This window comes from Sphingobium bisphenolivorans (assembly GCF_000412635.1).
GTDB lineage: Bacteria > Pseudomonadota > Alphaproteobacteria > Sphingomonadales > Sphingomonadaceae > Sphingobium > Sphingobium bisphenolivorans.
Genome location: NZ_ASTG01000032.1, coordinates 18,095 through 38,518, shown reverse-complemented (window position 1 = coordinate 38,518; position 20,424 = coordinate 18,095). Strand labels below are relative to the sequence as shown.

The 20,424-nt window shown below is 61.2% G+C and carries 28 protein-coding genes, 2 pseudogenes and 1 other annotated feature; of the genes and pseudogenes, 25 read left to right on the top strand and 5 right to left on the bottom strand.

The window, feature by feature from the left end:
- Positions 1-48 precede the first annotated feature (48 nt).
- Positions 49-363: a hypothetical protein gene (locus L858_RS22095; protein ID WP_193742892.1), complete on the bottom strand. Its 315-nt coding sequence runs from the start codon at positions 361-363 to the stop codon at positions 49-51.
- 36 nt (positions 364-399) lie between these two features.
- On the opposite strand from L858_RS22095, the gene L858_RS0118270 reads away from it, so the two are divergent.
- The 16 genes and pseudogenes from L858_RS0118270 to L858_RS0118190 all read left to right on the top strand — a co-directional run bounded on the left by L858_RS0118270 (position 400) and on the right by L858_RS0118190 (position 12,532).
- Positions 400-660: a hypothetical protein gene (locus L858_RS0118270; RefSeq protein WP_022684511.1), complete on the top strand. Its 261-nt coding sequence runs from the start codon at positions 400-402 to the stop codon at positions 658-660.
- A gap of 2 nt (positions 661-662) precedes the next feature.
- On the top strand, positions 663-2,114 hold the full coding sequence (locus tag L858_RS0118265; protein ID WP_022684510.1) for a DUF4942 domain-containing protein: 1,452 nt from the start codon (positions 663-665) through the stop codon (positions 2,112-2,114).
- 316 nt (positions 2,115-2,430) lie between these two features.
- Positions 2,431-2,679: a hypothetical protein gene (locus L858_RS0118255; protein WP_006953897.1), complete on the top strand. Its 249-nt coding sequence runs from the start codon at positions 2,431-2,433 to the stop codon at positions 2,677-2,679.
- Complete coding sequence (locus tag L858_RS0118250; RefSeq protein ID WP_022684509.1) at positions 2,676-3,485, top strand: hypothetical protein; 810 nt, start codon at positions 2,676-2,678, stop codon at positions 3,483-3,485. The genes L858_RS0118255 and L858_RS0118250 overlap by 4 nt, the downstream gene beginning before the upstream one ends.
- A 12-nt stretch (positions 3,486-3,497) precedes the next feature.
- Positions 3,498-3,914 (top strand): annotated as a pseudogene (locus L858_RS22355) (DUF6884 domain-containing protein); the annotation flags it as partial.
- 499 nt (positions 3,915-4,413) lie between these two features.
- Positions 4,414-4,471, top strand: a sequence feature (sul1 is cis-regulatory element that is thought to sense ions involved in sulfur or methionine metabolism; They are found in Alphaproteobacteria).
- A gap of 179 nt (positions 4,472-4,650) precedes the next feature.
- On the top strand, positions 4,651-5,892 hold the full coding sequence (locus tag L858_RS0118240; protein WP_037504961.1) for an SAM-dependent methyltransferase: 1,242 nt from the start codon (positions 4,651-4,653) through the stop codon (positions 5,890-5,892).
- Positions 5,893-5,957: 65 nt separating this feature from the next.
- Entirely contained in the window at positions 5,958-7,442 is a 1,485-nt protein-coding gene (locus tag L858_RS0118235; protein ID WP_022684506.1) for a SulP family inorganic anion transporter, read from the top strand.
- Between the two features lie 12 nt (positions 7,443-7,454).
- Positions 7,455-8,309, top strand: a complete 855-nt coding sequence (locus L858_RS0118230) for a universal stress protein (RefSeq protein ID WP_022684505.1) — start codon at positions 7,455-7,457, stop codon at positions 8,307-8,309.
- 2 nt (positions 8,310-8,311) lie between these two features.
- Positions 8,312-8,650, top strand: coding sequence for a TraR/DksA family transcriptional regulator (locus tag L858_RS0118225; protein ID WP_022684504.1), 339 nt, complete (start codon positions 8,312-8,314; stop codon positions 8,648-8,650).
- 21 nt (positions 8,651-8,671) lie between these two features.
- Positions 8,672-8,884, top strand: coding sequence for a cold-shock protein (locus L858_RS0118220; protein ID WP_022684503.1), 213 nt, complete (start codon positions 8,672-8,674; stop codon positions 8,882-8,884).
- Positions 8,885-8,892: 8 nt separating this feature from the next.
- Positions 8,893-10,092: an MFS transporter gene (locus L858_RS0118215; protein ID WP_022684502.1), complete on the top strand. Its 1,200-nt coding sequence runs from the start codon at positions 8,893-8,895 to the stop codon at positions 10,090-10,092.
- Between the two features lie 356 nt (positions 10,093-10,448).
- A pseudogene (locus L858_RS20620) lies at positions 10,449-10,658 on the top strand (DUF6884 domain-containing protein); the annotation flags it as partial.
- A 256-nt stretch (positions 10,659-10,914) separates the two neighbouring features.
- The gene (locus L858_RS0118205; RefSeq protein WP_006953903.1) at positions 10,915-11,172 is read left to right on the top strand and encodes a hypothetical protein; all 258 of its coding nucleotides are present in this window, start codon (positions 10,915-10,917) and stop codon (positions 11,170-11,172) included.
- A gap of 221 nt (positions 11,173-11,393) precedes the next feature.
- The gene (locus L858_RS0118200) at positions 11,394-11,711 is read left to right on the top strand and encodes a hypothetical protein (protein ID WP_006953908.1); all 318 of its coding nucleotides are present in this window, start codon (positions 11,394-11,396) and stop codon (positions 11,709-11,711) included.
- A 297-nt stretch (positions 11,712-12,008) separates the two neighbouring features.
- Positions 12,009-12,230 carry a hypothetical protein gene (locus tag L858_RS0118195; protein WP_004213291.1) on the top strand — a complete coding sequence of 74 codons (222 nt, stop codon included), beginning with the start codon at positions 12,009-12,011 and terminating at the stop codon, positions 12,228-12,230.
- Between the two features lie 62 nt (positions 12,231-12,292).
- A complete protein-coding gene (locus tag L858_RS0118190; RefSeq protein WP_004213290.1) occupies positions 12,293-12,532 on the top strand; it encodes a hypothetical protein in 240 nt (79 codons plus the stop codon).
- Between the two features lie 17 nt (positions 12,533-12,549).
- On the opposite strand, the gene L858_RS0118185 is transcribed toward L858_RS0118190, so the two are convergent.
- Together L858_RS0118185 and L858_RS21435 are read right to left on the bottom strand one after the other, a co-directional pair.
- Complete coding sequence (locus L858_RS0118185; protein WP_225870704.1) at positions 12,550-12,810, bottom strand: hypothetical protein; 261 nt, start codon at positions 12,808-12,810, stop codon at positions 12,550-12,552.
- Between the two features lie 32 nt (positions 12,811-12,842).
- Positions 12,843-13,100, bottom strand: a complete 258-nt coding sequence (locus L858_RS21435) for a helix-turn-helix domain-containing protein (RefSeq protein ID WP_081643395.1) — start codon at positions 13,098-13,100, stop codon at positions 12,843-12,845.
- 155 nt (positions 13,101-13,255) lie between these two features.
- On the opposite strand from L858_RS21435, the gene L858_RS0118175 reads away from it, so the two are divergent.
- The 9 genes from L858_RS0118175 (at position 13,256) to L858_RS0118135 (ending at position 19,684) form a co-directional block, all read left to right on the top strand.
- A complete protein-coding gene (locus tag L858_RS0118175) occupies positions 13,256-13,990 on the top strand; it encodes a sigma factor-like helix-turn-helix DNA-binding protein (protein ID WP_022684501.1) in 735 nt (244 codons plus the stop codon).
- A complete protein-coding gene (locus L858_RS0118170; protein WP_004213279.1) occupies positions 13,980-14,678 on the top strand; it encodes a recombinase family protein in 699 nt (232 codons plus the stop codon). Before L858_RS0118175 ends, L858_RS0118170 begins: the two co-directional genes overlap by 11 nt.
- 393 nt (positions 14,679-15,071) lie before the next feature.
- The gene (locus tag L858_RS0118165; RefSeq protein ID WP_004213277.1) at positions 15,072-15,386 is read left to right on the top strand and encodes a single-stranded DNA-binding protein; all 315 of its coding nucleotides are present in this window, start codon (positions 15,072-15,074) and stop codon (positions 15,384-15,386) included.
- A gap of 106 nt (positions 15,387-15,492) precedes the next feature.
- Positions 15,493-15,744 carry a helix-turn-helix transcriptional regulator gene (locus tag L858_RS0118160; protein WP_007016081.1) on the top strand — a complete coding sequence of 84 codons (252 nt, stop codon included), beginning with the start codon at positions 15,493-15,495 and terminating at the stop codon, positions 15,742-15,744.
- A 9-nt stretch (positions 15,745-15,753) separates the two neighbouring features.
- Positions 15,754-16,101: a hypothetical protein gene (locus L858_RS0118155; RefSeq protein ID WP_004213276.1), complete on the top strand. Its 348-nt coding sequence runs from the start codon at positions 15,754-15,756 to the stop codon at positions 16,099-16,101.
- A gap of 30 nt (positions 16,102-16,131) precedes the next feature.
- Positions 16,132-16,890, top strand: a complete 759-nt coding sequence (locus L858_RS0118150) for a ParA family protein (protein WP_004213275.1) — start codon at positions 16,132-16,134, stop codon at positions 16,888-16,890.
- Entirely contained in the window at positions 16,887-17,912 is a 1,026-nt protein-coding gene (locus L858_RS0118145) for a ParB/RepB/Spo0J family partition protein (protein WP_022684500.1), read from the top strand. The genes L858_RS0118150 and L858_RS0118145 overlap by 4 nt, the downstream gene beginning before the upstream one ends.
- Before the next feature lie 190 nt (positions 17,913-18,102).
- Positions 18,103-18,654: a plasmid mobilization relaxosome protein MobC gene (gene mobC, locus L858_RS0118140; RefSeq protein ID WP_004213273.1), complete on the top strand. Its 552-nt coding sequence runs from the start codon at positions 18,103-18,105 to the stop codon at positions 18,652-18,654.
- On the top strand, positions 18,641-19,684 hold the full coding sequence (locus L858_RS0118135; RefSeq protein ID WP_004213271.1) for a relaxase/mobilization nuclease domain-containing protein: 1,044 nt from the start codon (positions 18,641-18,643) through the stop codon (positions 19,682-19,684). The genes mobC and L858_RS0118135 overlap by 14 nt, the downstream gene beginning before the upstream one ends.
- On the opposite strand, the gene L858_RS0118130 is transcribed toward L858_RS0118135, so the two are convergent.
- Together L858_RS0118130 and L858_RS0118125 are read right to left on the bottom strand one after the other, a co-directional pair.
- Complete coding sequence (locus tag L858_RS0118130; protein WP_022684499.1) at positions 19,685-19,915, bottom strand: hypothetical protein; 231 nt, start codon at positions 19,913-19,915, stop codon at positions 19,685-19,687. It abuts the gene before it with no gap.
- A gap of 59 nt (positions 19,916-19,974) precedes the next feature.
- Positions 19,975-20,424 (bottom strand): hypothetical protein, encoded by a 450-nt coding sequence (locus L858_RS0118125; protein WP_022684498.1) that lies wholly within the window; start codon positions 20,422-20,424, stop codon positions 19,975-19,977.

Here is a 20,424-nt window from a genome sequence, read left to right as displayed (position 1 = left end):
TTACACCATCCCCCGGGGCACGATCCCGCAGCATCCGCTAGGTCGCCGCTATGCTATGACCTGGCGGGCGCTTTTCCCTAGATTGAGGCGGCAATGCCGCCGCGTCCGCTGTTCGACTTTGGGGCCTGTTCCTGCCCCCTCCCGCAAGGGCTGGACCGTCTCGGCCGCTGTGCGGCCTCGCTCCCGCAAGGGCTGGCCCGTCTCGGCCGCTGTGCGGCCTCGCTTGGCGATCAGGCGGGTTTCCCCGCCCTTCCTTCGCTTCGCTCCGTGCAGGACGGGTGATCCCCCTCCCCCCTGATCGGCCCTGACTTGCGGCATTCCCCGCCCCTGCTCGCCGCTGGGCAGAAGTCGATGACCCGTCATCGCCTTCGGCTCCATTCAAGGCAGGGAAAACAGCACATGACCGACATTCCGTTGGCAACGATTCTTCGGATCAACGCCGCACGCACCATTCCGCTCGCTCGCTATGAGGAAGAGGGCAATTTTGACCGCTTCGGCTACATCAAAGACCTTGCCGAAAATCATGGCGCTGACCTTCCCGCCGTCATCGAGATTGCCGACCTACTAGGACCGGATGAAGATTTTGACGGCCTTGTGACCACCATCGAGGACGCCGCCGAGGGCTTCGGCTTTGGTGCTCTTATCATCGGGGGGGCGTGAGCATGGGCCAGGAGCTTATGACGCCCGCGCAGATTGCGGATATTTGCGACGGCCGAGATAAGGCCATAGCCCTTTGGCTGGGCCTCTATGACACCTACCATGCAACCCGCGACGAGGCGGCGCGCCTGACCCTTGGCGGCGCATTGTCACTGTCATGTGGCCGCGACTGGACCGAGGACACGTTGACTCGCGCTTTCATCCAGTCGCAGCCTATCGACCAGCGCGACAAGGAGACGGGAGCGCGCCAGACCATCGACGCACGCGACAATTTCGAGCGCGTCTTGACGCACACGATGGACCGCCGGTGCTGGGCGGCCCTCATGGAGCAGCTGGGTTTCGACCAGCTGCTAGACCAGCAGGCCCGAAAGGAGTTTCATGACGGCTTGCGCGATGATCCCGTGCCGTTCACGCCCGACAACTGCGCCGCGACTTTCGGGAATATCTGGACCAACCGGCGCGACCTCTATTTGCGCGGCATCGCCAACGTCTTCGCCAAGCTGGATCGCCGCTTTCGCTCGCACAACGGTTTCAAGATCGGCGCGCGTCTCATCATCGACCGCGCCTTGAACGAATGGGGATCATGGGACCGATACGAGCGCCGCGACACGTTGCGGGACGTGGAGCGCGTCTTTCTGGAACTGGACGAAAAGCCCCCTGTTTCAGAGGGCCACAGCATCGCCTCACAGGTTGCCGATGCCGCGCGCGTGCGCGGATCGCTGCCAACCGTGATCGAGGGCGACTATTTCCGCGTTCGCATTTTCAAGAATGGCAATCTTCACATATGGTTCGAGCGCGACGACCTTCTGCAGAGCGTGAATTTGTTGCTCGCGGAATATTACGGCGAGGCCATCGGTGATGGTTACGAAACGACCGAGGCAGAAGCGGCCCCGGCCTATCATATCACGCCCGCCAAGAACTTCGGCGCGTTCATGACTTCCCCGGAGATCGCCGCCCAGGTCATCGAACATGCGAGGATCAGCACAGGCCAGCGCGTTCTAGAGCCTAGCGCGGGAAAGGCCGCGCTTGCTTCGGCCGCGCGCAACGCTGGTGCCGATGTAACTTGCGTGGAGCTGCAACCGGGCTTCGCCCACGAACTACGCGTAATCCATGGCTTTGCCGATGCGATCGAGGGCGATTTTCTCGCATTGGACCCGGCCCATTACACACCGTTCGACGCGGTGATAATGAACCCGCCTTTTGATCGAGGCCGCGACTGTGACCATGTGCGCCATGCCCTCGCCTTTCTCAAACCGGGAGGCGTGCTGGTGGCGATCATGAGCGCGCGGGCAGAGTATGGCGAGGATCAGCGCCACAAGGCGCTACACCGCATGATCGCTGGTTGCGAGGCGATCTATTTCCACGGTCGCAAATGGATCGACCTTCCCCCCGGTTCTTTCGCCCACGCCGGAACCAACGTGAACACTGTTTTGCTTGCGATCCGCAAGCCGGGTTGATCGGTGCAGGCGGTGGCAGCTGCCACCGCCTGTCCTGGCGCAGATTGAGGCGGCAAGCCGCCGCGCTGATTTGTCGCGTTTGGGGCCTGTTCCTGCCCCCTGCCGCAAGGGCTAGACCGTCTCCGCCGCTGCGCGGCTCCGCTTGGCGATCAGGCGGGTTTCCCCGTCCTTCCTTCGCTGCGCTCCGTGCAGGGCGGGTGATCCCCCTCCCCCCTGATCGGCCCCGTTTGCGGCATTCCCCGGCCCAGCGTCGCCCGCTTTCGGCAGAAGTCGATGACCCGTCATCGCCTTCGGCTCAATTAGGAAGGGAAAGCCCATGAAAATCCGTATCTACCGCCAGACCGAGCAGGACTTTGACCGGATCGAGATCGAGGGCGCGACCTTTGAAACCATCGTCAGCCGGGCAGCGGTCGAGGGGCTTCAATGCAGCGGTTACAACAGCAATCCGAGCCAGCGGCTTGAGTTGCAGGGCGCACCGAAATTCAAGGGCGTTTGCGGTCCTATGTGGGATGGCGATGCGATCCGCTACGAGTGCAGCGCCACCTATGCGGAGTTGAGCGCATGAGCGCCGCCGCCGCGATACGCACCGCGCAGGCCAACCAGCTGGGCGACCAGATCATTGCCGCAGGCTTCGCGCCAAACGGCTTTGTGCTGGATATTAACGGGGCGCTTGATGTGCCCCGTGACTTTCCCCTTTCCGCGCCGTGGAATCTGCCGTCGCGCCTGTTTCAGTTCCCCATAGAGGTTATCCGTGCAGAGCAGGACGAGCCGCGCAAGATCGGCCTTCGCCATCCTTTGCTTGCCGCCCATCCTTTCGTGCAGCACGTCGAGCGCGCGCTAGGGATCGAGATCGCCCGCGATGGCGTGACGAACCGCCACGGCTACAGCAACCGCGTTCATTCGCTCTGGCATCATGCGGTGGACCTTATCAGCGCCGGGAAATGGCGCGAATTGCTCGAAACGCAGGAGTTCACCGAACCACGCAACATCTTCAAGGCCGTTGCCTATGGCCTTCGCCACTCGCACCATGAGGACAAGAAGGCGAGCGGCCATATCAACACCGCCGAGGCCCGCCAGATCATGCGCGCGATGGACGCCACCGAGCCGACCGACCGCGCCGCGCTGATCCTAAGCCTTTCCGCCCCGTCCCCGTGCAAGCAGGACCGCAGCGCCGAATATTGGGCGATCAACGCTCACGGCCTTTGCGCCGAAGATGAGGCATGGGCCTTCATCGTCGGGATCGAGGACGGTTGGTTTTCCTATGACCGTGCCGGTTTCCTGCAATGGTCGACCAAGGGCCGCGACCGCTACGCCGCAGGCGATAGCGACAGCTTCACCGAGGCGAGCGGCCAGACCGCTTTCGCCTTTTAAGGGGAATCGAGCATGGCCCGCCATTGCATCCGAGAACCCCGCTACGTTCCCCCGGTGCAACGCATCGGGGAACAACCCGACCTGTTCGGCGGCCCGACCCTTTCCCACGTTGCCGAGCGCAAGGGACCGCCGAAAGGATGGCAGCGCCAATTGCAGAAATGGGGCCGCTGCACCGTCATTGCCGATCTTGAGGTAGCGCCGCCGTCTGTCATCGACCCTCCCCCGTCCCCGTCTCCGGTTTTCCTTGTCGCTTGCGTTGCTGCGAAGCTGGACCGCCCCGCCCCGGCGCGCGATCTTTACGCATCGCCATGGTTCCAGAAGGCCCGTGCCTATGTCGAACGACAGGGCGGCGCATGGTTCATCCTGTCAGCAAAGCATGGCCTGATCGCCCCGGAAACCGTCATCGCGCCCTATGACGAAACGCTAGGTGTAGGCGCTTGCAATCATGACGGCGTCTGCTCGCAAACAGCCAGATTTCCTGCTCACGCTATCTGCCACTGGCGGGTGGCATCCTGCTCGAATTATCTGCCAGTGTGCTCGCCATCATCCGGCGCTGCTTGCAAACGGGGCGTCGTGCTCACGCTCCCCGCCCGTGGGTTCTCCAAACCCGTCGCCGGCAGGCGCTTTTGCGAAGCAGGTTTTCAGAACAGTTCTGACAAGCGGCGGGCGGCAGAAATGCGTTGCGGTCATGGCCCGCCGGCAAGGTCGTCAGAAAGGAAGGTTTTTGCGAACAGCGGGTGGCGCATAAAACGGGCACAGATATACGTTTACGACTGAACCAGTCGAAGCGCGCTGGCCGCGACCGTCCCGAATGGGATGGTGTTTTGGGACAGATAGCTTGTTTGGAGGTAGGCGCTAAGCTCGTCGAGGTGCCTACGCAGTTTCCTCTTGCGCAGGAGATTCATTTCGTCTAAGTGCGCCGGCATCCGCCGGACCTAGCGCTTTATGCTAGGTGGCTCGGCCCGGCGCCTATCCCCGGGATAACCTGACAAACCCCGCCGCTTGCTGACCACCTTGGTCGCTGCCGCTTGGGCTTGTCCCCCCGTTAATCTGATCGCTGACACTCGGCCTTTCGCAGCCCTGTGCTGTGCAGCACGCGTGTACGCTCAGCTAAGGTTATTAGCCGATGACGCTTTGCGCGGTACAATCCGACGACCAAGACCGCTTGTTCGATTCCACCCACGTCCATCCGGGGCGTGCCCTTTCCCTTCTCCTCGATCGTATTCTGACGGTCGGCAACTTAGCTTTTGTGGATGGTAGCTCTGGCGAGCTGCTCCACTTCGGTGACCGTTCCGGTCCAGAAGTCATCCTTGGCCTTACCGCGGCAGCGGCCCGCCGGATCGTCGCCAACCCTGATCTCGCACTGGGTGAGACGTTCGTCGATGGCGAGCTGGTGCTAGTCAAAGGCACGCTTGCCGAGTTCTTCGCGCTGGTGTTTCGCAACCAGGCGGCGCTCGAGCTGTCTCAGTCCAATCTTGGCAACGTCGCACTTCGGCTTAAACGCCGGTTTCAACAGACCAATGCGCGCCTGCGCTCGCGACGCAATGTTGAGCATCATTACGACCTATCGCTAGACCTCTACCGGCTCTTTCTCGACGCCGACATGCAGTACAGTTGCGCCTATTTCGCCGAAGCTGGAATGACGCTGGAGGAGGCGCAGCTCGCCAAAAAGCGCCACCTCATCTCCAAGCTGTTGCTGGAGCCCGGCCAGCGCGTTCTCGACATCGGCTGCGGATGGGGTGGAATGGCGCTCGAAGTTGCCGCCACTGAGCAAGTCTCGGTACTCGGTGTTACCCTGTCTGGCGAACAGCTCCGGGTAGCGCGCGAGCGCGCCTCGCTCAGCAACGCGCGCTTCGAGCTTACCGATTATCGCGACGTTGAAGGCTCGTTCCACCGGATCGTTTCAGTCGGCATGTTCGAGCATGTCGGCGTCCCCAACTACGACACCTTCTTCCAAAAGGTCGCCGAGCTGCTGACAGATGACGGCGTTGCGGTGATCCACTCGATCGGTCGCAAGGACGGACCCGACATCACCAATCCCTGGATCGAGAAGTACATCTTCCCGGGCGGCTATATCCCGGCACTGTCCGAGGTGCTGCCGGCAATCGAGCGTGCCGGTCTGTGGGTCACTGACATCGAGATCCTACGGCTTCACTATGCTGAGACGCTGGTCGAGTGGCAGCGGCGTTTTCGCGCGCATCGTCCACAGATCGCAAAGCTCTACGACGAACGCTTCTGCCGCATGTGGGACTTCTACCTCGCAGCAAGCGAAAGCGCGTTCCGGCACCAGGGACACATGAACTTTCAAATCCAGCTCGCACGGCGTGTCGACGCCGTGCCGCTCACCCGGGACTACATCACCGACAGAGACCGGGCGAACGCCCGGCTGATGGCTGACACCGCCTGAAGCGGGGTTGCCGTTGAATGCATGACGCAGGTCGAACCTGCACACACCTTTCAAGCAGAGGCTTCATGACAAGCATCACATCGATAAAACAGGATTGGCTATCCAATCCAAAGGGAGACGCCCTGGCGGGCATCGTTGTCGCGCTCGCCTTGATCCCGGAAGCGATCGGCTTCTCGATCATCGCCGGCGTCGATCCAAGCGTCGGGCTATTTGCCTCCTTCTCGATCGCCGTCATCATTTCGCTGGTGGGCGGTCGCCCGGGCATGATCTCGGCTTCAACCGCGGCAATCGCCGTTCTCGTCCTGCCGCTGATCCGCGACCACGGCGTCGAGTACCTGTTCGCTGCGACGATCCTGATGGGCATCATTCAGGCGATTGCCGGATTTCTGAAGCTCGACCTGCTGATGCAGTATGTGTCTCGCTCGGTGATCACCGGCTTCGTCAACGCACTGGCGATCCTCATCTTCATTGCGCAGCTCCCCCAGCTCACCAATGTCGGGTGGGAAACCTACGCGATGGTGGCAGTGGGGCTGGCCATCATTTACCTATTCCCGCGCCTGACAAAGGCGGTGCCGTCGCCACTGGTAGCGATCGTCATTCTCACGGCCGTATCGATCTACGCAGGGATCAAGGTCAACACGGTTGGTGACATGGGCAAGCTGCCCTCGTCGCTTCCTTCGTTCTGGATCCCACAGGTGCCGTTCACGCTCGACACTCTGCGGATCATCTTTCCGTTCTCGTTGACAATGGCCGCCGTGGGCTTGCTCGAATCGATGATGACCGCCCAGATCGTCGATGATCTGACCGACACGCCCTCGAACAAGCGTCGCGAGATGAAGGGGCAGGGGATCGCCAATTTCCTTACCGGCTTCCTCGGCGGCATGGGCGGCTGCGCCATGATCGGTCAGTCGGTCATCAACATCAAGTCAGGCGGCTCGACGAGGCTTTCGACCTTCGTTTCCGGCGTCTTCCTGCTGTTCCTGATCGTCGTCCTGGGACCGCTGGTTGCCCGCATCCCGATGCCGGCGCTTGTCGCAGTCATGATCATGGTGTCGATCGGCACCTTCTCGTGGGGATCGATCAAGAACCTCAGGAGCCATCCGTGGCAGTCGTCGGTCGTCATGCTGGTGACGGTGCTGGTGGTCGTCTCGACCCATGACCTCGCCCAGGGTGTGGTCGCCGGCGTGGTGCTTTCAGGCCTGTTCTTCGCCAGCAAGGTCAAACGCCTGTTCGACGTCTCGTCGGAGCTGAGCGGCGACGGCAAGACGCGCACCTACCGCGTGTCGGGTCAGGTGTTCTTCGCCTCGTCCGAACGGTTCGCCGACGCCTTCGACTTCAAGGAGGTCCTGGATAGCGTCGTTATCGACGTTTCCGCGGCGCATTTCTGGGACATTTCAGCAGTCGGCAGCCTCGACAAGGCGATCCTGAAGTTCCGCCGCGAGGGCACGCACGTCGATGTTCTCGGCCTCAACCAGGCAAGCGCGACGATGGTCGACCGCTTTGCCATTCACGATAAGCCCGGCGCCGAAGCAGCGCTGGGTGCTCACTAAGGAGAGGGCATCATGAGCCGTATCTTGGCGTGTATCGACGCCTCCACTTACGCAACCAGCGTCGTCGATCTGGCAGCATGGGCTGCAAAAGGCCTCGGTGTGGATGTCGAACTGCTCCACATCGTTCAACGAAAAGACGCGATCGCCGCACGGCACGACCACAGCGGAGCAATCGGTCTCGGTGTCAAAAGTGAGCTGCTCGAAGAGCTGACCCGGATCGAGGAAGCAGCTGGACGTCTCGCGATCGAGGAAGGGCGTATCCTCCTCGACGCGGGCATCGAACGCCTGAAGGGCCATGGCGTCACTGTGTCGTCGATGCACCTGCATGGCGGCATCGTCGAGACGATCGTCGAGCGTGAGGCCGATGCCGGCCTTCTCGTGATCGGTAAGCGTGGTGCATCAGGCCAATTCGCCATGGAGCACATTGGCTCCAAGGTGGAGCGCGTCGTCCGCGCCAGCGACAAGCCGGTGCTCATTGCGCCGCGCGAGTTCAAGCAGACCCCGCGTTCGGTGGTCATCGCCTACGACGATAGTGCGGCTGCGACCCGCGCCGTCGCCATGGTGGCGGCGTCACCGCTGTTCAGCGGCCTGCCTGTGCACCTGGTATCTGCAGGCGTCCGTGAACCCGACGGCCACGATATCCTTGCAAGGGCGGCCGAGCCACTCCGCATGGCCGGATTTAGCGTCGACACGTTTGTGGACGAAGGAAAGCCTGAGCAGGTTATCCCGGATTACCTGATGGCGAACGCTGACAGCATCCTGGTCATGGGAGCCTATGGCCACTCGCCACTGCGTACCCTCATCGTGGGCAGCACGACGACGACGATGATCCGGACCGTCCACGTTCCAGTGCTGCTGGTCCGTTAACGATGGACCTCGACCCCAACGCCGTTCGCCAGCGACTGCTCGCCAGGCGAGCGGCGCTGGTCGATGAGGACAGACTGAGCGAAGCAGACCGCGCCCCGGTCACGCTGGATCAGGAAAGTGTCGGCCGGCTTTCAAGGATCGACGCCATGCAGGTCCAGGCGATGGCGCTCGCATCCCAGCGGCGTCGCGCCCAGGAGCGAGAGCGGATCGATGCTGCTCTCAAGCGCATCGACAGCGGTGAGTATGGCTGGTGCGTGACCTGCGGCGAGGAGATCGCGATCGCCCGGCTAGATCATGCACCCGAGGTGCCGACGTGCCTTGAATGTGCACGAGGCACCTGACGCTACAATAAGGAGAGGATCATGCCGACCGGCACGGTCAAATATGTCGATGCGAAGGGGCAATATGGCTTCATCTCGCGCGACGACAAACAACCCAAAGTTTTCTTGCATATCAAAGCCGTGCTGCGCGCCGGAGTTGGCGAGATACGCAAACACCAACGCTGGTCTTTTGACCTTGCAGAAGGCCGTGATGGACGACCTCAAGCCGACAATCTGTCCCTCTTACCCGATTGAGATTACCCATGCTCACCTTCTTGCGCGCCAACTTTCGATGGCTCGCATGTGGATTTCTGCTCACGCTTTTCTCATCGTTTGGGCAAACCTTCTTCATCGGCTTATCCGGCAGTGAAATCCGTAGAACGTTCCACCTTTCGGGCGGGGCTTTCGGCGGACTTTACATGCTGGCGACGCTTGGAAGTGCGTTAACGCTGCCGTGGCTAGGGCGTCTTCTCGATATCATGCCGGCGTGGCGCGTTGCGCTCTTTGTTCTTCCGGCGCTGGCGGCATCCTGTCTGATCTTCCCTTTCATGCCGAACGTGGTCGGGTTGGCGATCGGCCTCTACCTGCTTCGGCTGTTTGGGCAGGGCATGATGACGGAGACCGCGTACACGGTGGTGGGACGCTGGTTCTCGGCAAATCGTGGTCGTGCAATCTCATTGATCGTCCCCGGCCACCAGACTGGCGAGGCTGTGCTGCCGCTGGCGTTCGTCCTCATCAGCTCATGGCTTGGATGGCAGGGCGCCTGGGTACTGGCGGCAGCTACCATCCTGCTGGTGGCCTTCCCACTGATCGTGTTTCTGCTCAGGATCGAGCGTGTACCTCAAAGCGAGGTCGTGTCGGCCGACATACCGGCGGTGCGTGACTGGACGCAGGCCGAGGTAGTCCGTGATCCGACCTTCTGGCTGCTTCTGGCAGGGGTGCTGGCGCCCCCTTTTATCGGCACCACCATCTTCTTCCATCAGGGATATCTGATCGACTTGCGCGGCTATGACCGACTTGCCTTCGCGGCCGCGTTCCCCGTGATGGCAGTCACAACGGTGATATTCGGTCTGGTCTGTGGTGCGTTGATCGATCGCTACAGCGCCGTGCGCATCTTACCCTTTTTCCTCTTTCCTCTGTTCATTGCCATCCTGGTTGCCGCTCTGGTGACCCCTGTCTGGGGCATCTACCTGTTCATGCTGCTGTTCGGGGTCAGTTACGGCTTCACGTCGACCCTGCTGGGCGCTCTATGGCCGGAAATATACGGCACCGCGCATCTGGGAGGTATCCGGGCGATCACTGTGTCGGGAATGGTGCTTGCTACCGCTGTAGGTCCCGGCCTCACCGGCACGTTGATCGATGCCGGCGTCGCACTGCCCACCCAACTTCTCTGGATGGCAGGATGGTGTGTGATCGCGTCGGGCGTCCTCTTCTTCGTGTCGCACCAGCTACGACGCAGATAACAAACCGTACTTTCCCGCAAACGAAGGTCGAGTGGGACGGCTGACGGCGGCAAGGCGCGCTCGATGGCAACGAGGTGCCATTTTCCCGAAATGTGTTCCCGATTGGCTTTTCCCGAAACTGCCCGGTGCAGATGGAGAAACGGGACAGCCTATGGCCGTCTGATCGACCTCCCGCTGGCGGTCGAAGTTGTTGGCAGACAGCGTGAGTGCGACGCCTCGTTTGCGAGCAGCGCCGGATGAGGGCGAGCACATTGGCAGCTAATTTGAGCACGGCGCCACGCGCCAGTGGCAGATAGCGTGAGCAGGAAATCGCGCTGTTGGCGAGCAGACGCCGCTACGATTGCGAGCCCCTACAGCTAGGCGCGATGAAGGCAGGCGCGCGCCGCCTTTGGGGCGCGCGCGTGATCGAAGCAATGGCCGAGCAGATCGACGCCGCCGCGCCGCTGATCGTTCTCGCAGGCCGCAACTATCGCGATCCCCTTTGGCCGCAGATCGAACGGCGCGCATCGGTTCCGATGGAGGGGCTTGGAATCGGTCAGCAGCTCGCTTGGTTAAGCGACAACTGAAAGCGAGAATTGTCGCGGTCCATGCGCAACGTCGCGCGATGCGCTTCGAGGGGGCATCTGTTTGTCGCGCCGCCCTTTCAATCTATCCAACGCCATTTGGCGTTGTGAGTTTGAGGATTATAGGCCCATCAACGGCCCAAGCCCCCCGGTAGGGCCGCCCACTCCCGGCAAGCGCAAATGGCGTAGTTTGCGCTTGCCGGGAGACCAGTTGCCCTCTCTATATGGCAAGGTGACTGCCCCCACACCGACAGCGCCCTTGTGGACCCAAGATCAGGCCATCGCCTATGAGGCAGCCCTTGAGGCCATCAACGATGTTATCGCCGGTTACAGCGAGCAGATCGCGCTTGAGCATGGTCGCGTTGTGCCGAACACGGCGCGGATCGCTTGGCTCGAAATGCGGACGGATCAGGCATCGGCCACCGGCCATGCGCTCAATGTGATGGATGATGAGAATGTCCGACAAACGCTGCTGGAATACAGCGCGATCGTTCGGGCGCGAGACGGCGCAGGGTGAAGGTCCGCCCGATGGACGGGCGTTAGTTCGTTAAATCCCCCCGTCAGTGTCTTCCTAGCATGAGGGCTGCACCAGGCCGCATCAAGGATCGGCGGTTCCCCCAATTTGCTGCGCAAATCGGCTCCCCCACCGCCCGCTAGCGCGGCCGCTTCGCGGTCCCTGACCCGACCCGGCGCTGCCCTCCCCTTGGCCTCGCCAATTCCGGCAACAAGGAGGTTGTTATGTCTCATCGTCTGTTCGCTCAGCTGGCTTTCGAGCGTGCGCTTGGAAATGCTGCGATCGAGGCGCTGGCGACCGCGTTGAACGATAAGGATCATTTCGACGCGGAAAGCATGTGGCCGAAAGACCCGATGTTTATCGGCAAGACGAGTGCTGACATCGAGGCGGTTGCGGCCGAGCTGGGCCAGATCATCGAGGACCGTATCAAGGACGTGCTCGACGGCCCCGGCATCCGCAACATCGAGCGCGGCGAATGCGTCTATCCGCAAGTCGTCGCGGTCGTGCTGGCGGCCAAGGCGAAGCGCGGCCAATCCGGCTGACGCCGGAGGGGCGGGCTTAGCCCGCCCCTTTTCGCCCGCTGGGCGAAACCGATGATCTCGGTGCCATGCAGAGCGCGGGACGGGGCATCGAACCCCGCCCCGCGCAATCTCTTCTCTCTGTGTGTCGTGGCATTTTGGCATGGGTGCGCGCCAGCTTTCAAGGATCGGCGGTTCCCCCAATTTGCTGCGCAAATCGGCTCCCCCACCGCCCGCTACCGCGGCCGCTTCGCGGTCCCTGACAGCCGGCGCCGGTGCCCATGCCGGGTGTCTCCCGTCACCAACGAGAAGGAGAACCGGATGCACATCAAATTGTTTAGAGCACTGAAAGCGGCTAATCTGTCCGACGACGCCGCAGCGGAAGTTGTAGAGGCTATTGAGGAGTATATCGCCGTGAAGGTTCAGGAGGCGAACAAGGGAATCGAAAGCAAGCTGACGGCACAGACTTGGGTCATCGGCAGCGTCGGTTTCGTCCTCGCAGTCATCGGCCTCGCGCCCGCTTTCATCAAACTGTTCCAGTAAGACAAAGGGAGGCTTCGGCCTCCCTTTTTTTGCCGAACCGCCTGATTGTCAGGAGACGCAAATTGACCGACTTCGCACAAGCACGGCTCGATATGTTCGAGAGCGGTTTATTCGGCCAGGGCAATGCTTTCTGGCGCTGGATCGCAACGGACGAGGCGCGGCCCTATCTGGCCGCTTTCGCCGCCGATCGCGCGCCACCCAGCGGAAGCGAGTTTTTCGCGGCCGATCTTACCGCCGAGGATCTACTTGCTTCCGATCACCTGGCTGAGCTGGCCCAGAAGATCGAAGCGGCTCACGGCTAGCGCCGTGCGCGCCGGGGCTATTTGCGAGCAGATGTGCGCTGTTGCTCCGCCACGTCGCGGATCATAGCTGCCCAGCATCCCAAGATCATGCCCTCTTCATTATCGACTTCGCTTGTGGCGACCGCATAGATACCCAGCAAGTTTGCAACCTCGCTCGCCTCGACAATGCCTTGACGCGCAAGCAGCGTGGCAAACATCGAGAGTGCTCCCCCCATTGCCCGCACCAGCGGCGCATCTTGTAGCAGTCGGTCAAATTCGCGGGGCGGGTTACTGGACATAGATTGTTCCGATCAAATAAAGCGACTGCCTTTCAGGACTTGTCGCGGGAAGTGCTATCCGCTGCCAATAATTCGACAGCCGATAATCCGAAAGCATCGGCAAGGCTCTCCAAGGTGGCAAGCGTTGGATTACCATGTCCGCGCACCATGTATGAAATATGTGACGCCGCAACGCCCGAGCGTTCGGACAACTCCCCTTGAGTTATGCCTAGTTTCTTTAGTTCGCGAGAGATGTTGGCCCCGAGCTGGGCCATCAACGGCGATGTTCGTTTCAGGTATATGGTTGGCATCGTGTTCGCGTCCTTCTGGCTAGGCGCAGAATGTCGGCACGGGCAGCATGGCGCAATAGGGTTGCTCTAGAAGCTATTTGCGCCATGGCTTTCGCGCCTAGCGCAGATGGTATAGATTGTGCGCCATATTTGGACGAGCGAGGTTCAAACCCTGCATGGACGGTCAGGACGACGCGATGAAATCGGCCATGGAGCTGTTCGCAGCTCGGCTTGCAAAGCGCGATGTAGAGAGGCCGATCACCGACCATCGAACCGTCGAGCGGTTGATCGCGATGCTGGAACCGCATGAGCAACAGGTTGTCCGCTTGCGGATCGGGCTTGGCCCCTCTCCCGCGCTCACTCTTGCCGCGACTGCAAAGATCGTCGGTGTGTCGCCAAGCCGCATCGGCCAAATCGAGGACAAGGCATTCCGAAGGATCAGATGGGTCTGCAACAACATAGACATTCACGATCGTTCGGCGCTGGATGCTTTGATCGCGCGCAGGCGTGATGAAGCGGCTGAGGCCGAGCGGATCAGGAAACGCGATGCCTTGCAAAAGGCGCTAGATCAGGAGCGGAAGCGCAAAGCCAAGCAAGACCGGGACGAGGTCAGGCGAGCGAAGGCGCGCGATTCCGCTTGGAACCGCAAACTACGCGTGGCGCAGGCTGAGCTTGATCGGATGAGATCCGACGCTCAGTTTTTTGCCGAACAGATCGCTCAAATCGAGCAGCGCGCTAATTGGCTGAGGGCAATTTTGCCGCGCGACCGCCAATTGGCGGCGCTGCGCGAACAGGCCAATGAAATCCGCGATGCGATCGCGAGCGCAGAAGCCAGCATATCCAACATGCTGGCCTCGCCCCCGGATGGTCCCCAGCTAGGCAAGGAAGCTTCAACAAACGATGGCCACTGATATTGAGCCGTCCCCCGCCTTCGCGCCGCAGATCGGCCGCGTTTATTTGCGCGTCAGCACCGATGCACAGGACTTACGCCGACAGGATGCCATCGTAGCCGAGGCGAAGGCAGCGGGCTATTATGTCGCGGCAGTCTATCGGGAGAAGGCATCGGGTGCCCGTGCCGACCGCCCCGAGTTGCTGCGCATGATTGCCGATCTTCAACCCGGTGAAGTGGTGATTGCCGAGAAGATTGACCGGATTAGTCGTCTTCCCTTGGCCGAGGCCGAGCAGCTGGTTGAGACAATTCGTGCGCGAGGCGCGCGACTTGCCATTCCCGGCGTCGTGGACCTGTCCGACCTCGCGGCCGACGCCGAGGGCATCGCCCGCATCGTGCTCGAATCTGTTCAGGCGATGCTCTTGAAGATCGCCCTGCAGATGGCTCACGACGATTACACCGATCGCCGCGAGCGACAGCGCCAAGGTATCGCCTTGGCAAAGGCCGCAGGGCGCAGCGGAGGGCGCAAAGGCGATCGGGCAACGCACGCCCGCATTGTGGCATTGCGCGAAGCGGGCAAGAGCATTGCCAAAACGGCAGAGCTGGCCGATTGCGACCGCAGCACCGTCAAGCGGGTATGGGCGGCCCATCGTGCCGCCCAGGTGCAAGAACCCAGCCCTCAGCGAAATCATCGTGAGCGGAACCGCTGATTGCTCTTTCTGTTCGGCTTCAAGCCGGTGGCAGCTGCCACCGGCAGTCCCCTGCCCGCGTCAACGGACTGCCAGCTACGGAAAGAGCGGCGGAGCCGCGACAGGGTTTTCCAATCCCCGCCGTGCCGATCGAGCGCAGCGACCTATGGGTGCCAATGGCCGGTGGCAGCTGCCACCGCCGCCAGTCCAAATTGCTGCATCTACTCGGGCCGTTTCCTTTGGGCGTTGCTGTCTGACGGATACGAACTCCGCATCGCCACTAATGCGGGCAAGCAGAAAACCGGCCTTCGGCCTTGGGTTTCCGCAAGCGGACCCTCCCATTTTCAGCTTGCCCGCGTAGCTCAGCTCCGCCGCAAAAAATCCGTCAGCAACGCTTATCCAAAGGAGACTACCATGCAGAACATCGCTGAATTTCGGATCATCGGCCGCGTTGGCAGTGTCGATACGACCGATAAAGTCACCCATGTTTCCGTCGCCGCGAACTACAACCGCAAGGATGGCGATGAATGGAAGACCGATACGCACTGGAACCGCGTGACGTTCTTCCGCCAGCTGGCAGAGCGCGCCGCTGACTTGGGCAAGGGCGACCTGGTTCACATCACCGGACGGGTCCGCCAGAACAGCTACGAGAGCAATGGCGAAACCCGCTACTCGGTGGACCTGATCGCTGAGGGGCTGGGTATCTTGGTTCGGGGCGGGGCTGACTAAGCCCCCCCCTTTCACCTAAAAAGGGCGGCCTGGTGGCCGCCCTTTTTTGTGGACAATGCTTTTCACAGACCCTAACAAGAATAGGGTTTAACTACGTGAGGCATGTGTGGCAGCCAAACTGTTCAATCGTGTAGCGAGCTTGCGCGTCGCTTCCGGACTTACGCAATCCGAGCTGGCAGCGAGGATTCAAGTCTCCCCTGAAACAGTCGCGGCCATCGAGAACGGCAGACAGGACGCCACTTTGCTGACGGCGCTACGTATGTCGCGTGCCCTGCGAACCGAGGTGCCGAACATCTTCAGGGAGCAGCCTTTCCCTAAGTTGATCGGCTCCGAGCGAGGCGAGAGCCGAACAGCTTAGGAGGCCGCTATGCGCCGTGAGATTGCCAGCAAACTTCGGCGCGCAGCCAGCGTGCTACGGACTGTCATGCTTTGGGCATCGCTTGCCCTGTGGCTTGCGATCGCGGCAACCGCGCTGATCGTCGTCCTTGCAGTCGGACTCGCGGCCTATTTCGCTTTTGGCTGGCTAGGAGTGGGAGCCGTCGCCGTCTTCGTGCTGATCGTTTTCTTCGGCAAAGACCCACCAACCGAACAGACCGGCCCGCGCCGCAAGGGCAAGGGCCTCAACCTGAACGACGATCCGAACCCATGGTATATGCAGTCGCAGTATCGCTTCGGATCGGGAAACAGCGCCGCCCATAACCGCTGGCACAAGTAGCCCGTGGCGCAGCCATTGAAGGGATTCTCAATGCGAACAATCGTAGTGACCAATGAGCGCGGCGGCATCGGCAAGACCACGCTTACCTGTCATATTGCGTGGCATCTGGCCGAGCAGGGCAAGCGTGTCGTGGTCCTGGACCTGGACAAGCAATGCCACAGTGCCGGGATGCTGAAAGCCGAGTTCGAGCAGATCGGCCCGGTTCAGTCGATTCTTGACTTCGACCCGAACGAAGAACCTCCGGCGCTGGCCTGTTTCAAGAACACACGGCAGATCGTCGAGTTGACGACTGACAGCCCGCAGCAAGGCCAGCACATCGGCGCTTATGTCCGCGCCATTCGTGCCGGCCTTGCCAAGCACTACGACTACTGCGTGATCGACACTGCGCCCGCGTGGGATGGCCGGAACCTCATGGCGCTGATTGCGTCCGATTATGTCGCGGTCCCACTGGACCCCGACAAAACCGCGCGTCAGTCTCTCAACGAAATCTCGCAAAGCATCAGCCTTGCAAACAAGGTGCGCGGGGAGGGTAACGCGACCCGGTTCGGGATCGTGTTCAACCGCGTTCAGACAACGAGCGAAGTTTCAAAAATGCTGATGGACCGCATTGGGCAGGCGCTTCCTGCCAATGTGGTGCCGCACACCATTCCGCACCGCGAGCACATGCGCGAGGCGGCTTTACTCGAAATTCCCGTTTGGCGCTTGGCAAAGGACACGCGGCGTAGCGCGCCGATCGTGCGCGAAGTCGTCTCCTACATTGTCGATCAAGCTGAGAGGGAAGCCGCATGAGCAAGGCAGCTGTCAAACCGGCAAAGAAGAGCTTTGCCGACTTCGATATGGACGCGATGGACTTTTCGGCCGTCCCCGCGAATACCGAGTTCAAGGCAGCTGGACGGTTTCAGCGCCTTCCGCTCGATGACATTGATCCAGACCCCACGCAGGTTCGCCGGGAGTTCGACCAGGCCGAGATTGATGCACTGGCCGCAACCATCAAGGACCGCGGCTTGCTGCAACCCATCGTTGTCGCGCCAACATCGAACGGTCGCTACATCATCCGCTACGGAGAGCGGCGCTATCGCGCGTGCCGCCAGCTTGGTTTCGACCAGATCGACACCGTTCTGGATCAGGCGGACGCCGAGCGCGATATTGGCCTCGACCAGTTTCTTGAGAACGAGCAACGCCAAGCCCTAAGTCTGGCTGAGCGCGTCAGTTTCATCGCGAGCCGCGTCAGTGACACGCTCTCGACAAAGGATCTAGCCGCGCGCATCGCCAAGCCGCATTCGGAAGTGAAGCGGCTCTACTCGCTGCGCACCTTGCCCGAGGACATTCTTGCCGCGTTGAAGAATTGTTCTCCGCGTGCCGCCGTCGCGATCAAACACGCGATCGAGCTGGACGAGCAGGCCACGCGCAATTTCGTGGCAGCAAACGAAAATCCGACAGCCGCCGCCTGTGAGCAGTTTCTTGCTACGCTCCAAGGCAGCCCCGAGGAAGAGACAGCGCAGGCCGGTGCCGCTAAAGCGATCGACGATCCAGCGTCGCCCCAAGAATCGCGCGCCTTGGTGGCAGCTGCTACCAGTGCGACGGACGATCGTCGGGAGCGGCCTGAACTGGACGCTCACGACGACGAGCGGGAAGGGGAGGGGGCCGTGATTGCCGATCCTTCCGATCACAAGCCGCGCGCCCCCCGTCAGCCGAAAGAGGCTACCGACGCACCGGCTATCATCATTCAGGGCCGTCGCGGGATTGTTCTAAGTGGCCAGGTCACGGTTCGGTTCGACGGCGAGGCCGCGCCCCAAACCTTCGACTTCTGATAGCTTTTACCGTCCACGTTCTCTCAGCATCGAGGCGACGTGGAATTTAGAGCGGTGGCAGTTGCCACCGCTTTTTGTTTGTGGGGTAGGTATCTACTGTATGGCAGGATAAGCCTTGCGGCGGCTAATGTTAACCGATACGCTCAATCCTATCGGATCGCGCTTCACGGTTGGGAGATACCTACCCCACATGGAAAAGACGCTGGGCTTCAAGATCGAGGCAACCAAGCTCGCAAAGATTGACGCGCTTGCGCAGACGAGGGGAGGGCGCGGCCCCTTCATGCGTCAACTGGTTGACGCCGTGCTCCGGCAGTCCGGGGCGGCCAGCGAGGCCGCACCTCTTGTCGACCGCGAGGCCGCTGGCGAGCATCGCCTTTATCTTCGGCCGACCGAAACCGAACTGGCCGTGATCCGCCATCGCGCAAAAGAGCGCCGCATGACCCCGGCGACCTGGGCCATGGCTCTTGTGCGGCGACACATCGGCATTGCCGCGCCTGTCGATCGCGAATTGCGCGAAGAGCTGTTGAATTGCCGTCAGGCGTTGCAGCGCATTGGGCGCAACGTGAATCAGATCGCCCGAGCCGCGAACAAGATGGCGCTGGCGGACAATGCAGCGGAGATCGCCGGCGAGCTGCAAAAGGTCAACGACCTGCGCGCGGCGATCGGGGCGGCCGTCGAAGGTATCGGCGCCGCTACGAAAGCTGACCTGTCCTATTGGGAGGTTTCCAGTGAGCGACTTTGATAGCAGCTTTGAGGCGGGACAGCTTGCCGCGCTGTTCAAACCAAAGCTGACCAGCGACCCGAACAGGCGCGGGGCCGATATGTTGCTGCGCTCGCTGAGTTCGAGGCGGGCAGGCCAGGGCGGGAGCACGCGGGCGCGGCTTGCTCGCGTTGTCAGCCGTGCCCCGGAGGTCATGGTCAAGGTTACGGGCAGGCCGAAGGGCAAGAACCACGCGGCTGCGCATTTCGACTATATCGGCCGGAAAGGCGATGTGCCGCTTGAAACGCGTGATGGCGACATACTGACTGACAAGGAAGCTCGGGCGGAGCTGGCGCGCGATTGGGGCGATCCTGTCTATTGGCGTGACAATTCTACCGTAGCCGCCGTGAGCATGGTTTTTTCGATGCCGGCAGGGACAGACCCCGACAAGGTTCTTTCAGCGGTGCGCGAGGTCGCGCGCAGCGAGATCGGGCATGAGTGGGATTACGTCCTGGCGCTGCATACGGACACACCGCGGCCCCACGTGCATGTGACGGTTGCCGCGCGCGGCGACACAGGGCAACGCTTCAACCCGCGACCTCAAACGCTGCATCATTACCGGGAGCGCTTTGCAGAGGAATTGCGGGCGAGGGGGGTTACTGCCGAGGCAACGCCTCGCGCAGCGCGTGGTGTCGGCCGAGCCGGTCAGAGCATGGCCCTGAATCGGATGAGGCAGCGCTACATGGCCGGCACCGCACCTGCGCCGTTTGCCAATCAGAAGATCACTGCGGCCGCGCGAGACCAGCTGGCGGGGCGGTCCACCGCTCCGGATTTCGTGGTGCGCGGGCGGCAGGCATGGAATGAGACGCAACACCGCTATCTAGCTGCCGCCAAGCGGCTTGAGACAAGCAGCGATCCAGCTGACCGCCAGCTTGCCGACCAGGTGCGGCAATTTGTGGGGGCAGGGCGAACGCCTACAATTCATGAGCGATCGGTAGCCGCGATGGAGCGGAAGCGGCAGAGCGAACGATCTAGGAACCGCGATCGTTCGCGGGAAGGGCCAGGACGATAGTTATTGGCCGTGCTTGGTCCAACCAACGCTGTTTGCACGTTCCAAAGCGACCAATGCGTCTGATACCGCCTTCTGTGCGACTAGAAGATAACCTTCGGCAATGCTGGGCCATGTTAGCTCATCGAACGGATTTGTGACGTTGCCGTTGAAATAGTCGAGAGCTTCATGAGCGCGTGCAGCCGCCTCGATTACCTTGACGGTATGTTTCTTTGCCCTGTCAGATTTCTTCATCGTGCCTCATGAGGCCATAGCCCATCAAGAGATCGCAAGCGGTGGCAGCTGCCACCGCTCTACCTTCCGTCAGTTTTGAGCCTGTCACGATCTACGGACAGCTGTGGTAGCATCGGATACTTTAAGGCTTCACGCTCCCGCGCCCGACCTTCATCTATCCCGTATGATGTGCCAATCATCAAACCTACGAAGAACACGGGGATCATGAGCAGAAGCATCGAGCCGAAGCGTGTTCTACGGCGAGAGCTTTGGATCGCGAGCGCATCACGTTGCAGCTTGAGGGCTGTTATGATCGTCTCGGTAGCAAGGGTGATTTCATGGGCGTCGTCGCCCACATTTGTAAGCAATTGCTCAACGTCCGTCAGAGGGCGTTCTACCTGTTTACCCACTTCGCTTAGATCAGACCAAGCGAGGTTTCTGGAATGAATCACGCGAAGCAAGGTTTCAATGTGACGATCGAGATCGGACACGCCTCTCGATGGCACCGGATCAGGCCGGGGAATGTTCAT

Bases quoted from the DNA above. Each gene is read 5' to 3' on its own strand.
- L858_RS22095 (WP_193742892.1), bottom strand. From the start codon at position 363: ATGACGGGTCATCGACTTCTGCCCAGCGGCGAGCAGGGGCGGGGAATG.
- L858_RS0118270 (WP_022684511.1), top strand. From the start codon at position 400: ATGACCGACATTCCGTTGGCAACGATTCTTCGGATCAACGCCGCACGC.
- L858_RS0118265 (WP_022684510.1), top strand. From the start codon at position 663: ATGGGCCAGGAGCTTATGACGCCCGCGCAGATTGCGGATATTTGCGAC.
- L858_RS0118255 (WP_006953897.1), top strand. From the start codon at position 2,431: ATGAAAATCCGTATCTACCGCCAGACCGAGCAGGACTTTGACCGGATC.
- L858_RS0118250 (WP_022684509.1), top strand. From the start codon at position 2,676: ATGAGCGCCGCCGCCGCGATACGCACCGCGCAGGCCAACCAGCTGGGC.
- L858_RS0118235 (WP_022684506.1), top strand. From the start codon at position 5,958: ATGACAAGCATCACATCGATAAAACAGGATTGGCTATCCAATCCAAAG.
- L858_RS0118230 (WP_022684505.1), top strand. From the start codon at position 7,455: ATGAGCCGTATCTTGGCGTGTATCGACGCCTCCACTTACGCAACCAGC.
- L858_RS0118225 (WP_022684504.1), top strand. From the start codon at position 8,312: ATGGACCTCGACCCCAACGCCGTTCGCCAGCGACTGCTCGCCAGGCGA.
- L858_RS0118220 (WP_022684503.1), top strand. From the start codon at position 8,672: ATGCCGACCGGCACGGTCAAATATGTCGATGCGAAGGGGCAATATGGC.
- L858_RS0118215 (WP_022684502.1), top strand. From the start codon at position 8,893: ATGCTCACCTTCTTGCGCGCCAACTTTCGATGGCTCGCATGTGGATTT.
- L858_RS0118200 (WP_006953908.1), top strand. From the start codon at position 11,394: ATGTCTCATCGTCTGTTCGCTCAGCTGGCTTTCGAGCGTGCGCTTGGA.
- L858_RS0118195 (WP_004213291.1), top strand. From the start codon at position 12,009: ATGCACATCAAATTGTTTAGAGCACTGAAAGCGGCTAATCTGTCCGAC.
- L858_RS0118185 (WP_225870704.1), bottom strand. From the start codon at position 12,810: ATGTCCAGTAACCCGCCCCGCGAATTTGACCGACTGCTACAAGATGCG.
- L858_RS21435 (WP_081643395.1), bottom strand. From the start codon at position 13,100: ATGCCAACCATATACCTGAAACGAACATCGCCGTTGATGGCCCAGCTC.
- L858_RS0118175 (WP_022684501.1), top strand. From the start codon at position 13,256: ATGGACGGTCAGGACGACGCGATGAAATCGGCCATGGAGCTGTTCGCA.
- L858_RS0118170 (WP_004213279.1), top strand. From the start codon at position 13,980: ATGGCCACTGATATTGAGCCGTCCCCCGCCTTCGCGCCGCAGATCGGC.
- L858_RS0118165 (WP_004213277.1), top strand. From the start codon at position 15,072: ATGCAGAACATCGCTGAATTTCGGATCATCGGCCGCGTTGGCAGTGTC.
- L858_RS0118155 (WP_004213276.1), top strand. From the start codon at position 15,754: ATGCGCCGTGAGATTGCCAGCAAACTTCGGCGCGCAGCCAGCGTGCTA.
- L858_RS0118150 (WP_004213275.1), top strand. From the start codon at position 16,132: ATGCGAACAATCGTAGTGACCAATGAGCGCGGCGGCATCGGCAAGACC.
- L858_RS0118145 (WP_022684500.1), top strand. From the start codon at position 16,887: ATGAGCAAGGCAGCTGTCAAACCGGCAAAGAAGAGCTTTGCCGACTTC.
- mobC (WP_004213273.1), top strand. From the start codon at position 18,103: ATGGAAAAGACGCTGGGCTTCAAGATCGAGGCAACCAAGCTCGCAAAG.
- L858_RS0118130 (WP_022684499.1), bottom strand. From the start codon at position 19,915: ATGAAGAAATCTGACAGGGCAAAGAAACATACCGTCAAGGTAATCGAG.
- L858_RS0118125 (WP_022684498.1), bottom strand. From the start codon at position 20,424: ATGAACATTCCCCGGCCTGATCCGGTGCCATCGAGAGGCGTGTCCGAT.